The organism is Parabacteroides sp. AF17-3 (assembly GCF_003635445.1).
In the GTDB taxonomy this organism is placed as follows: Bacteria; Bacteroidota; Bacteroidia; order Bacteroidales; family Tannerellaceae; genus Parabacteroides; species Parabacteroides goldsteinii.
Genome location: NZ_QTMM01000004.1, coordinates 54,067 through 66,377, shown reverse-complemented (window position 1 = coordinate 66,377; position 12,311 = coordinate 54,067). Strand labels below are relative to the sequence as shown.

Sequence of the window (12,311 nt, the reverse complement as noted above, 5' to 3'; positions counted from 1 at the left end):
AATGACCCCGTTCAATAACTGAACGGAGTCATTTTTGCATATGCTTTATAGTCTTTGATCATTCCGGGATAGCCCTCTTCGGCACGCGGCAGGTAACGGAAGCCGGAGACTGTTACATTTTCGCGCAAATCGATGACTACCTGATGCGGGTATTTGGCTCCTCTGGCCGTACTCCAGTAAGTGGATTCCTGCAAGTCGAATATTTTATCGGCGGTAAAATTACCTCCGTAAGTTTCTTCGCTGTCTGCATAAGTGATCTTCCAATGCTGGCGGCTGAGCGGTTTGCCGTTCTCATCCAGCAGATAAAACTCGGCGATGGCAGCGTTGTCTTTTCCATCCTGGGCGTTGAGAGCTTCCAGGCAGAAATGACTGGCCTGTACAGGAGCATCGAATTTTACCTCCTGCCAACCGTTTCCTGCCTTTAAAGAACCTTGTCCCACAGGCTTTTCGTTTTTCAGGTTCAGGTTTTGACCTTCTTTGCGGTTGGTAAGCGGTGCTTCCGGACGCAACATGTCGAGTATCGGTGTTTTCAGACCTTTGACAGATGCTTTTTCCGGTCCTTTCAGGTCGAGAACGATAATTTCGTTTTCTCCTTTTTTAAGCCAGCAACCCGGCATGAATAACGTTTGCTGAGGACCGATTTCCCAGAAACGTCCCATAGCTTTTCCATTTACCCATACCATACCTTTTCCCCAGGTCTGCATATCCAGGAATACGTCGCCGGGAGTTTCGAGATTGAAAGTAGCACGGTAGTAAGCAGGCGCTTCAACTTTTTTACCCGGTGTATATTTCTTATCTTTTACAAATGAATAGTCCACCGGGAGATTATATACCTGCCAGTCCTTCAGTTCGTCGGATGAGGATTCGGTGATCAGTGCCACTTTGTTTGTGATACCTTTCCGGTCGTGTATCGCCTTGTCGAAATTGACACGTCCCATCGCTTCGATCAGGATATCCAGCCGGGCGCCGGCAGCTGTAGCCGGTAATTTAATCGTGAATTCTCCGCGGCGGCGGTCCAGACGACCAATCAGTTTACCGTCGATGAAAATCTGTGCCCAATCATGTACTTCGTCTATTAATAAGGTGGTGCCTGCTTTGATTGCCGGCAAGGTGGTACGATACAAGATGCTGCCCCAGCCCTGGTCGAACTGCTCCATCGGTTTGATGTCGCGGCTGGTTTTAGGTTCCGGCAGGTTTTCGAATAACAGGGCCGTCTCTTTCAGTTCAAACTCGGGTATCTCGATCACCGGGAATGCATCGGGAATCTCGGGTTGTACTTCACCCGGAGCCATATAGTTTGCCATGAATTCGCGTAGTTTGTGATATTTGGGTGTTGCCCAACCTGCTTCGCTGATCGGGGCATCGTAATCGTATGAACTGCACATGGCCGAATAGGCCGGACTGTTTGCGCCTCCCCAATGTCCGAAGGTTGTACCTCCGTGTGTCATATAGAGGGAGAAAGAAATATTGCGGTCCAGCATGTCCCTGAGTCCGGCAATCATTGTTTCCGCATCACGTGTTTCATGTTTTCTTCCCCAATGGTCGAACCAGCCGCTCCAGAATTCGCTACACATTAGCGGGGTGTTCGGACGTACTTCCTTCAGTTTCTTGAATTGTTCGTCGATATTGGCTCCGGTACCGAAATTAACGGTCCATACCAGATCGTCGAGCGCATTGTTCAGGAAGTTGGAACTCCAGTCGCACTGGAACAGGGGAACGTCGGTAAACCCGGCTTCGCGCAGGATATCCCGGTTCTTGGCAATATACGATTTATCGGTCGCATAAGAACCATATTCGTTTTCAACCTGTACCATAATAATATTACCGCCCCGTGTAATCTGCCTGTCGGCCAGTTGTTTGCCGATCTCATTCATATAGATACGTGTACGTTCTATGAAATATGGGTCGTTTGTACGCAGCTGGATATCTTCTTTTTTCAATAACCACCAGGGCAGGCCCCCCATTTCCCATTCGGAACAAACGTACGGTCCGGGACGGAGCATGATATACATGCCGTTTTTCTGAGCCAGACGGCAGAATGCAGCAATGTCGTTTTGTCCGCTGAAATCGAACTCGCCCGGTTTCTGTTCATGGATATTCCAAAACGCATAGATGCAAATCGTATTCATGCCCAACGCTTTGCACATCTGGATACGATGTTCCCAATATTCTACGGGGATTCGGGTGTAATGGATTTCGGCGGCCTTTATAATGAAAGGCTTGCCGTTTAGCAGAAATGTTTTGTCACCGATTTCAAAAGTGCCGTTGCTGCCGGACTGATTTTTACATCCGCTCAGTACGCAAATCAACATGACCATCAGGAGTGATACGGTCTTCATAAAGTGATTCATGATAAAAATTAAGTTTATAAATATTTTCCGATGGTAAAAGTAGATAAAAGAAAAGAAAATACAGGTATAATAATCGGTCATATTGAATTAAAATCGGTTCTATTTTACTGAATTTATGTACCTTTGCGGCATAATTCAAGTAAACGTTGAACAAAAATGAAAAAGTTAATGATGATTCCGTTGGTTGCTGTCGGTATGATAACAATGTCGGGATGCAGTCAGTCACCTGTGAAGGAAACTGCAAAAAATGATGCCATCAACCTGGCAAATCTGGACACGACAGTGGCTCCTGGTACAGATTTCTATCAGTACGCTTGCGGAGGCTGGATAAAGAACAATCCTCTGAAACCGGAATATTCCCGCTTCGGCACATTCGATCAGTTGATTGAGAATAATCAGGAACAATTGCGTACGCTTATCACAGAGCTGGATTCCAAACCCCAGGAAGCCGGAAGCGTTGCCCAGAAGATCAGCATGCTCTATGAAATGGGATTGGATAGTGTAAAACTGAATACGGAAGGGTTGGCTCCCGTCAAGGAACAATTGGATGCAATTAACCGTCTGGGAACGAAAGCGGATGTTGCCAAAATGGTGGCAACCTTGCATAAAGAAGGAATGGCTCCTTTCTTCGCTTTGTTCGTCGATGCCGATGAAAAGAACAGTTCTATGAATATCGTACAGCTGTATCAGGCAGGTCTCGGTATGGGTGATCGCGATTATTATCTGGTGGAAGACGATGCCTCCGTAAAAATGCGCGATGCGTATAAACAATTCATCAGCCAGTTGTTCACATTGACCGGTGCTTCTCCTGAGCAGGCCGAAGCTGCTGTCAATGCCGTAATGAAAATAGAAACAGGCATCGCCAAAAGTTCTTTCAGTCGTGAAGACCTGCGCGACAGCCAGAAGAACTATAATAAGATCAAGTTGCAGGAGTTCAAGGCAAACAACAACCCGCTCGACTGGGACGTTTATTTTGAAAGCTTGGGCTTGATGGAAATTGAATATCTCGATGCCAAACAACTTCCGTTCTATGAAGCGTTGGGCGAGTTCATGAAAAATGTTTCTATCGACGAACAGAAATACTACTTGGCTTTTAACCTCTTGAATGCGGCTGCTCCTTACCTGAGTGATGATTTTGTGGCAGCCGAATTTGACTTCTACGGAAAAGTGATGTCCGGAAAGCTGGAACAGAAACCGCGTTGGAAACGTTCGCTGTCTACAGTGAACAGTGCCTTGGGCGAAGCTGTCGGCCAAATGTATGTGGCTAAATACTTTCCGGCTTCTTCCAAGGAAAAGATGCTTGAGCTGGTAGGAAACCTGCAGAAAGCATTGTCGGAACGTATCGCAGGTCTGGAATGGATGAGCGATGAGACAAAAGCGAAAGCGCAGGAAAAACTGTCTGCTTTTATCGTAAAGATCGGTTACCCAGATAAATGGCGTGACTACAGCGCTTTGGAGATCAAGGATGATTCTTACTGGGCAAATGTGTGCCGTTCGAATATCTTCGATATGGAGTACCAGCTGGAACAAGCAGGTAAACCGGTCGACAAAGCCCGCTGGGGAATGACACCGCAGACTGTAAATGCCTACTACAACCCGACAACAAACGAAATCTGCTTCCCGGCAGCTATCCTTCAGCCTCCTTTCTTTAACCCGGAAGCTGACGATGCCGTTAACTATGGTGCTATCGGTGTGGTGATCGGTCATGAAATGACACATGGATTCGACGACCAGGGACGTAATTACGATAAAAACGGTAACCTGGCCGACTGGTGGACTCCCGAAGACGCAGCCCTCTTTACGGAACGTGCCGACCGTCTGGTTCAGCAGTACGACAATATTATCGTTGCAGACAGTGTTCATGCGAACGGACGTTATACATTGGGAGAAAACATCGCTGACCAGGGCGGTTTGCTGGTTTCTCACCTGGCTTACCTGAATTCCCTGAAAGGTAAAACTCCGGCTCCGATCGACGGATTCACAAACGAACAACGTTTCTACCTGGGATATGCAACCTTGTGGGGACAAAATATCCGTCCTGAAGAAATCCTGTTGCTGACAAAGATCGACCCGCACTCATTGGGTAAATGGCGTGTAAATGCCGCTTTGCGTAATATCGACACCTTCTATTCGGCATTCGATATTAAAGAAGGCGACCCGATGTACATGTTGCCTGCCGAACGGGTAGTTATCTGGTAATATATACATAGAATATATAATGTAAAGGAGGTGTAGCAAAACAGGCTTTTGCTACACCTCCTTTTTATATCTCTGAATATCGCTTTTACGCAAAGATGAACTTCAGTATAAACAAGGCTGCCAGTATATACATGGTGATGCTGATATCCTTGTGCTTGCCGCAGAACAGCTTTACCAATACATAGCAGAGCAGTCCCAACACCATCCCGTCGGCAATGGAGTAGGTGAGGATCATCATAATGATGGTGATAAAAGCCGGTAGTGCTTCCGACATATCCTCCATGTCAATTTTGGAGATCGAATCCATCATAAACACACCGACAAGCACCAGCGCCCCGCTTGTGGCCGCACTGGGAATCAGCAGGAACAACGGCGCAAAAAACAAAGCCAGGATAAACAGCAGTCCGGTTATCAGTGAAGTGAAACCCGAACGTCCTCCTTCCGCAATACCCGAGGCACTCTCCACATACGTCGTTATGGTGGAACTTCCCATCATCGCCCCGATCGTAGTACCTATCGCGTCGGACATCATCGCCTCTTTCACATGCGGGATATGCCCGTCTTCTCCCATGATCCCGGTCTTCGAAGCCAGGCCGACCAATGTCCCTACCGTATCGAATATATTCATAAACAATAAGGTAAAGATCACTACTGCCATATCCAGTGTAAAGAACTCGGAAAAATCGAACTTACAGAATGTCGGTTCCATCGAGTGGGGCATGGAGACAGGAAGAAATCCTTCCGGTATTTCCGTCACCCCCAGCGGGATGCCGATCAGGGTACAGATCAGGATACTGTAGAACAATGCGCCTTTCACCTTTTTGACAATCAGTATGCCGCTTAACAATATCCCGACCATCGCCAGGACCGAAGACGGCGTAAAGGCCCCGAACATCACATAGGTGACAGGGTTGGATTCAATGATCCCCGCATTCTTCAACCCTATGAATGCAATGAACATGCCGATCCCAGCCGATATGGCATACCGCAGGTTCATGGGAATGCTGTTAAGTATGATCTCCCGGATATTCAGAAAAGTAATAAGGATGAATATCACCCCTTCGACAAACATCGCCGTCATCGCTGTCTGCCAGGAATATCCCATGCCCTGTACCAGCGTGAAAGCAAAAAATGCGTTCAGCGCCATGCTAGGTGCCTGTGCGAACGGCAGTTTGGCCATAAAGGCGAGGAGCAGGGTGGCAATTGCGGAAGCCAGAGCCGTGGCCGTAAAAACTGCTCCTTTGTCCATACCGGTAGTTCCCAGGATGGATGGGTTCACAGCCAGGATATAACTCATTGTCAGGAATGTGGTTATACCTGCGATAACTTCCGTACGGATTCTCATGGTTTGTTTATCAAACCCTAAAAGTTTTTGTATCATGCCGGTTTATTTAATCGAATGTCCATTTTACAGCAAGTGTCGGAATAGTATAGAAGCCGTTCCGTCCTCCGAAGTTATGGCTTAACTCCACTTCACTGCCCACACTCAGTTTAAATTTCTCGTCTACGCCTTTTATCTTGTTCAGGTTTACCCATATCTGCGGTTCGGAGAGAAAAATAAAGTTCCCGTGGTCGTTCTTTTCCCGCCACCAGTCGGCAAAGCCACTGAAAGTACACAGGCCGTTCTTGGCAAAATGAAGATACCAGGTGGTTGTCAGCTGGAAATTATTGGGTGTTTTATGCTTCTGGATATATTTGTACATGGCGGTGAAAGTGATTCCCCTACTGAAATCCTTGCTGTTATAAGTATAGGTGGCACCGCCCAGGTAAGCATTGTTGTAGGAGGCTCCCTTCATCAGCCCGCCGTTATACTCTACGTGGATGGAAAAAGGCGGTTGCCAGAAACTCAGTTCGCGGGCAATCTCCCAGTAAGCCGAAGCGACCCCGCTGCTCTTGTAGTCCATATCCACGAAAAAATAGGTGCTTCCCCATTTATCCGGTTTGAACATTTCCACGGTGGAGGTCAGTGCCGGACGCCCGTCCAGGTCCTTGTCGTACAAGGCGCCTCCAAAATCATAATGTAACTGAACATTTTGCGCTTTCCCACAGAAAACGGCAAGTAATAGGACTGCTAGGGTAAAAAACTTTCTCATTCTGATCGTTTAAAATATGTATGGAAGCCACAAAGGTATAAAAAAAGCAAGACCTTCAAAAAAGCCCTGCTTTTACACGATCAGATCAGATCTCTGAGCAGCCATGCCAGGTAGCATAAATACACAAGTATAAGCGCCCACCCTTCGGCACGTGAAATCTTTTGTCCGCTTTTCACCAGTGGAAGCAGGAGCAGGGTTAATCCCAGCATAACCAGCAGGTCGACGTAATTGACGTTTTTGGCAGCGATCGGACTTACTACAGAACTGGTTCCCGCTATAGCCAGGATATTGAACAGGTTGGAACCGACAATATTCCCGATCGCAATATCCGGATTCTTTTTGAGGGCCGACACGACCGAGGTGGCCAGTTCCGGCATGCTTGTTCCGGCGGCAACGATAGTCAGTCCGATGACCGCTTCGCTGACACCCAGTTCCTGGGCGATGGATACGGCATTGTTGACCAGCAGGTTGGAGGCGAAGATCAGGATCACCAGGCCGCCCACGATATACAGGACATCTTTATACCAGGGTTCAGGTTGTTTCTCCAACTCCCCGATCTGTTCTTCCACTTTCTTTTCATGTTTGCGTGAATAGTACAGGCTGAAAACCGTATAAATAATGATGCCTGCTAAAAAGAAACAACCTTCCAGCCTTCCGAGTACCCCGTTCCAGAACAGGAGCGTGAAGACGGCGGTAGCGACGATCAGTATGGGAATATCCAGGCGGGTAAGCTGGCGTTTGGCCTGTAGCGGTTGGATGGCGGCGGATATACCGAGAATGGCGGCGATATTGAAAATATTGGAACCGATAATGTTCCCCACGGCTATATCGCCCTGCCCGGATAAGGACGCATTCAGGCTGACCACCAATTCCGGGGCACTGGTACCGAATGCAACGATCGTAAGACCGATCACCAGGTTTGATATCTTTGCTTTCAGGGCTATCTCCGTACTACCCTTTACCAGCCAGCCTGCTCCGATGTAGAGAGCAAACAGCGAAAGAACTAATAATGTTACGCTTGTTATCATGGTCGCAAATTTACTAATCTTTTTATTACAATGTCCGGCTTCCTGTTGTCCGGTGGATGTTGCCACCGTAACCAAGTAAACAGCAAGTTATTTTTTAGGCAGAAAAACGCACCTCGGATAACCCCGGATCGCTCCGGAATAACAGCAGGAAGCAACTAGACATTTCAGTTAGGGTTGTTAGGAATATTCGTATTAGTGATTTAATATTCGTATTCTTCCTTAGGCTCTTTGGCTGCCTGTCTCAGTTGTATGCCACGGAGTATGACCATGGCGACTGTTACCAGCCCTAATGCTCCCATTGTTACATCTTTTGTGATAGCGTTTTCAAAATCGGTTGTACCGATCAACACCAAAATGATAAACGATACCATCATGACGGCATCTACCAAATCTTTATTTATCTTCATTTTATTAAACTTTTTAATGGTTACTTTTGTTCAAACATGCTTATTCTTTTTCTTCGATAGCAGTTTCTTCAGCAGAGCCGGTATTACTCAAACCTTTCATGATGCCATATAATCCATATCCCAGAGCACCCATTACCACCAATAACTTCAGGTAATCGTTAGGAATGATAGAACTACAAGCTAGTACGCAACCAACAACAGTTATAATAACAGAAACATAAATACGTGTTTTATTTGATTTTTTAGTAGACATAATATTTCATTTTTAGTAATTAATAATTAATGACCGGATTGTTTCGAAGCCTTACTTATCAATGTGACAGGCAGTGTCGGCAATCCGAAGAGAACGCATGGCGTTCTTGACAAGGCCTCAGCGAAGCCGGTGTAGCCTTGATCTTTTGATTACTTTTGGATCAAGCCAAAAGTAATTATCAATTACTAAATAATGAGTTTCCGCAGAGCAAACACATGTTCCCCCATGCGGCAAAGAAGGGTAGACAGATTTATGGTTTGACATTCTGATACATTTTCCAGCACTTTCCGTTGTGCATTCATCTCCTTCAGGCGGATATCCTGAAGTACTTTTTCCGCTATTTTCAGCGTGCGCAAATGAAATGTATTATTAGTCGATTGAACCGTTCTGCGTGCAGTCAGACCTTTGCTTTCTTTCAGGTCGGTACTTAATACGTTCAGGTAATATTGTACATCCGCAGAACCTTTTTCCTTCATGACTGCCTCTTTTTGAGCCACAGCGATGTTGTCGCTTTCAACCTCCTCCTGGGGAGAAAAAAGCAACATGCCGAAAAGCAGAGTCAATATGAACAGAAAATTTTTCATGCTGCAAAGATATACGAATTCCTATTAAAAAAACAAATCATTGTGGTTTTTGTTTATACTTTTGTCCGTTAAAAGTGAACGAGGAAAGATGGAAAGAGAGAAGAGCCTTTTTAAATCATGGGTGGAGGCCGCGCGCCCGAAAACGCTGCCGGCATCGTTAAGTCCTGTGCTGCTGGCATGTGTTTTAGCCTGGTGCGAGGGAGTATTCCGGTTCGTACCGGCCCTTTTGTGTTTTGGAGTAGCTTTGCTGGCACAGATAGCCAGTAACTTTGCCAACGATTATTTTGATTTTAAAAAGGGAGCCGACCGGGAAGACCGCTTAGGGCCCGAGCGTGCCGTCGCTCAGGGATGGATCACTCCGAAAGCCATGCTGAAAGCCACTTTTCTCACCTTGGGCTTGTCGTGTTTCTGCGGATGTATGCTGCTGTTTTATGCCGGGTGGGAGTTGATACCCGTCGGTATTGCCATCGCCCTTTGTGTGCTGGCATACTCCGCCGGACCTTTTCCGCTGGCCTATAACGGTCTGGGCGATGTCTGCGTGGTGCTGTTTTACGGGATCATCCCGGTATGCTTCACCTATTATGTACAGGCACTGTCCTTTTCCCTGTTATCATTTCTGCTGTCCGTATCGGTCGGATTGCTTTCCACAAATATCCTTGTCGTGAACAATTATCGTGATTATGTGCAGGACAAGGCATCGCATAAGCGGACCACCATCGTCCTTTTCGGGCGCAGTTTTGGCCGGATATTCTACCTGTTGAACGGGGTCATGGCGCTTTTACTGGCTATGCCTCTGATGCTGGACGCACCTTGGTGGATACAGTTCCTTTTCGCCGCCTTTTTTGCCCTCTTTTATGCGACCTGGCGGCAACTTTACCGTTTTGAAGGACGCGAACTCAATAAGACCCTGGGCCATACCGCCCGCAATGTCTTTCTCTTCACCCTGCTGTTATCGCTTCTGTTAATCTCGTTAACGACAGGATTATAGCGGAAACACTGCTAATCCCCATATCGGCGACTTGTCTAATTGCTCTCCGCATAAGCCTCAAATTCAAAGTCGGCAAAAAACTGGTGATTAATTCGTAGAATATGATGGATGTCATATCTTTTCATTATCTTTGGCAGCATACAAAAACAATATCATCATGAAAGAAACCAAACCATATGATCTTCCGAAAGAAGGACCGAAAAATATAGTATCGGAACCAATGGCAGAATATCAAAGTATGTCTTCTTTGCAACTGGAGGCAGATAAAGCTCGTTTAATACGGGCTATAGTAAATATTGATAGTAAATTGGTATTTGATAAAGTGAAACAACGACTTAGAGATATATTGAATCTCAGAGAAGAAGTTGTAGTAGAACCGGAACCAGATAGTAAAGAGTACATTATGACTGGCTTAAAAGAGGCATTCCTGGAAATGAAAGAGGTAAAAGCCGGAAGAAGTCAATCAAGACCAGCCGAAGAACTATTGAAAGAACTTATGGAAGAAAGGGACGAAGAGGATGATTGAGATGAGAACTGATCTGGGAGATGGTATTCATAAAGTTCGCGTAGCTATTAGTAGTAAAAATAAAGGAAAAAGTGGAGGTGCCCGAATAATAACTGATATTACTGCTATTCTCAGTTTGGAAAAAGGAGTAATAACATTACTTTATATCTATGATAAAAGTGAACGAGGTAATATTTCAGATAAAGAGATAGATGAGTTAAAAAAAATTCTGAAAGAAATCCCATTCGAATAATTCTTATAAATGAAACAAAGCCCTGCGGAGTCCCCATAGGGCTTTTTGTATGCTTTTGGAGAGGATGATCATGGTGACGGCGATGATAATAAGGAGGATGCCGATGGCCAGATTGAATGTGAACGGTTCGCCGAAGACGAGTACACCTACGAAGACGGCGGTAACGGGCTCCATAGCTCCCAATACGGCAGTCAGCGTACCACCGATATTATGGACGGCCAGTACCAGGGTGATATTTGAAATGACTGTCGGGACAATAGCCAGAAGTATCAGGTTGACTAGCGACATCGTGTCGGGGATCGGCTGTATCCCTTCGTTGGTGCTTGCCTTAATGGAAAACAGGATGGTGCTGACAATGAATACATAGAATGTCAGTTTTCTGCCTGTCATCGTATGCACTCTCGATTTGTTGACGGTAGTAATATAAAGCGCATATCCGACAGCAGACAGGAGTACGATAAATACGCCCAACACACTTAGCTTCATCTCTCCTTCATTGATCGACAGACGAGCAACCCCGCAGATTGCCAACCCAATAGCCAACAACGTTACCCACGATGTTTTTTCGCGGAAGAACAATAACATGATAAGTGTAACGAATATCGGATAAGTGAAATGTAACGTAGTGGCGATCCCAGCGGACATAAAGTTGTATCCCCAGAAAAGAAACATGGCCGAAGCCGTGTAAAAGAACCCCAGCAGGATTAATACAGGTATCTCCTTTTTTTCTATGCGAAAAGACTCTTTCTTGTAAGTCATGATGCCCGTAAGGGCAATAGCAGCGAAAAGAAAACGGTAGAAAAGGATCGAATCGAACTGCATCCCTTTTGCCATTAGCGGCAGGGTGAATAACGGAATCAAACCGAATGTTGCAGAAGTTAAAATACCGTAGGCAAATCCTTTTATGTTGTTCATCTCTTTTTCTTTTTGCTAAAACGGCTGCAAACATACAAAAAAGCCGTGATATTATCAGGTAATATCACGGCTCTTAAATATTATTTCAGATGATTAAACCAACAGGCCTGCGGCAACTTCTTCTGCTACAGCCTGGCTCTTGATGGCAGCCACCAAAGCAAGACCGAAGTTTATTACCAGCCCCGGCCCTTTACCGGTTATTACATTGTCGGATACTTCTACTGCTTCGCCTGTTACATTCGCGCCGATCAGCTTCGGTTCGAAACCTGGATAACAAGTGGCGTTACGGCCTTTCAACAATCCCAGTCCGCCCAGTACCATCGGAGCAGCGCAGATGGCAGCTACGATCTTACCGTCGCGATATTGTTGCAGTAATGCTTCTTTTACCGGTTCTGAACTATTCAGATTGGCAGCACCGGGCATACCTCCGGGAAGGATCAGTGCATCGGCATCAGCCAGAGTCACTTTTTCCAAAGTTGTATCAGCTGTAACCGGCACGTTATGAGCCCCCATTACAACAGGATCGGCTGTGATGGAAACAGTTGTCACTTCAATACCTCCGCGGCGCAGGATATCGATTGTACCCAGGGCTTCCATCTCTTCGAAGCCGTTGGCTAAGAATACAATTGCTGTCTTCATATTACTTTTTATTACATTATTTATCGTCGTAATGTCCGTATGTACTTACTGTCTTTAGAGTAGCACTTTGTTTATTGCAAATATAGTTCTATTTAC

13 protein-coding genes are annotated in these 12,311 nt (G+C 46.0%); 4 read left to right on the top strand and 9 right to left on the bottom strand.

Annotated elements, in window-relative coordinates:
* Window positions 1-11: 11 nt before the first annotated feature.
* Complete coding sequence (locus DWW91_RS06260; RefSeq protein ID WP_122327371.1) at window positions 12-2,351, bottom strand: beta-galactosidase; 2,340 nt, start codon at window positions 2,349-2,351, stop codon at window positions 12-14.
* Window positions 2,352-2,507: 156 nt separating this feature from the next.
* On the opposite strand from DWW91_RS06260, the gene DWW91_RS06255 reads away from it, so the two are divergent.
* On the top strand, window positions 2,508-4,550 hold the full coding sequence (locus DWW91_RS06255; protein ID WP_122327261.1) for a M13 family metallopeptidase: 2,043 nt from the start codon (window positions 2,508-2,510) through the stop codon (window positions 4,548-4,550).
* 85 nt (window positions 4,551-4,635) lie between these two features.
* On the opposite strand, the gene DWW91_RS06250 is transcribed toward DWW91_RS06255, so the two are convergent.
* The 6 genes from DWW91_RS06250 to DWW91_RS06225 all read right to left on the bottom strand — a co-directional run bounded on the left by DWW91_RS06250 (window position 4,636) and on the right by DWW91_RS06225 (window position 8,915).
* Window positions 4,636-5,931: an NCS2 family permease gene (locus DWW91_RS06250; RefSeq protein ID WP_007658794.1), complete on the bottom strand. Its 1,296-nt coding sequence runs from the start codon at window positions 5,929-5,931 to the stop codon at window positions 4,636-4,638.
* A gap of 10 nt (window positions 5,932-5,941) precedes the next feature.
* Window positions 5,942-6,643 (bottom strand): DUF5020 family protein, encoded by a 702-nt coding sequence (locus DWW91_RS06245; RefSeq protein WP_007658793.1) that lies wholly within the window; start codon window positions 6,641-6,643, stop codon window positions 5,942-5,944.
* An 80-nt stretch (window positions 6,644-6,723) separates the two neighbouring features.
* Window positions 6,724-7,671 (bottom strand): calcium/sodium antiporter, encoded by a 948-nt coding sequence (locus tag DWW91_RS06240; RefSeq protein ID WP_007658792.1) that lies wholly within the window; start codon window positions 7,669-7,671, stop codon window positions 6,724-6,726.
* 200 nt (window positions 7,672-7,871) lie between these two features.
* Window positions 7,872-8,078, bottom strand: coding sequence for a hypothetical protein (locus DWW91_RS06235; RefSeq protein ID WP_010802493.1), 207 nt, complete (start codon window positions 8,076-8,078; stop codon window positions 7,872-7,874).
* Between the two features lie 40 nt (window positions 8,079-8,118).
* The gene (locus tag DWW91_RS06230) at window positions 8,119-8,331 is read right to left on the bottom strand and encodes a hypothetical protein (RefSeq protein WP_007658790.1); all 213 of its coding nucleotides are present in this window, start codon (window positions 8,329-8,331) and stop codon (window positions 8,119-8,121) included.
* Between the two features lie 185 nt (window positions 8,332-8,516).
* Window positions 8,517-8,915, bottom strand: coding sequence for a hypothetical protein (locus tag DWW91_RS06225; RefSeq protein WP_007658789.1), 399 nt, complete (start codon window positions 8,913-8,915; stop codon window positions 8,517-8,519).
* Window positions 8,916-9,003: 88 nt separating this feature from the next.
* Here DWW91_RS06225 and DWW91_RS06220 point away from each other — a divergent pair, with 88 nt between their 5' ends.
* From DWW91_RS06220 to DWW91_RS06210, 3 genes are all read left to right on the top strand, one after another.
* Window positions 9,004-9,903, top strand: a complete 900-nt coding sequence (locus tag DWW91_RS06220; RefSeq protein ID WP_007658783.1) for a 1,4-dihydroxy-2-naphthoate polyprenyltransferase — start codon at window positions 9,004-9,006, stop codon at window positions 9,901-9,903.
* Between the two features lie 157 nt (window positions 9,904-10,060).
* A complete protein-coding gene (locus DWW91_RS06215) occupies window positions 10,061-10,429 on the top strand; it encodes a hypothetical protein (RefSeq protein WP_007658782.1) in 369 nt (122 codons plus the stop codon).
* A 1-nt stretch (window position 10,430) separates the two neighbouring features.
* Complete coding sequence (locus tag DWW91_RS06210; RefSeq protein ID WP_233584431.1) at window positions 10,431-10,661, top strand: type II toxin-antitoxin system RelE/ParE family toxin; 231 nt, start codon at window positions 10,431-10,433, stop codon at window positions 10,659-10,661.
* A 3-nt stretch (window positions 10,662-10,664) separates the two neighbouring features.
* Here DWW91_RS06210 and DWW91_RS06205 read toward each other — a convergent pair whose 3' ends face one another.
* Both DWW91_RS06205 and DWW91_RS06200 read right to left on the bottom strand, forming a co-directional pair.
* A complete protein-coding gene (locus DWW91_RS06205) occupies window positions 10,665-11,576 on the bottom strand; it encodes a DMT family transporter (RefSeq protein ID WP_122327260.1) in 912 nt (303 codons plus the stop codon).
* A 93-nt stretch (window positions 11,577-11,669) separates the two neighbouring features.
* Window positions 11,670-12,215, bottom strand: a complete 546-nt coding sequence (locus DWW91_RS06200) for a DJ-1 family glyoxalase III (protein WP_122327259.1) — start codon at window positions 12,213-12,215, stop codon at window positions 11,670-11,672.
* Between the last annotated feature and the right edge of the window lie 96 nt (window positions 12,216-12,311).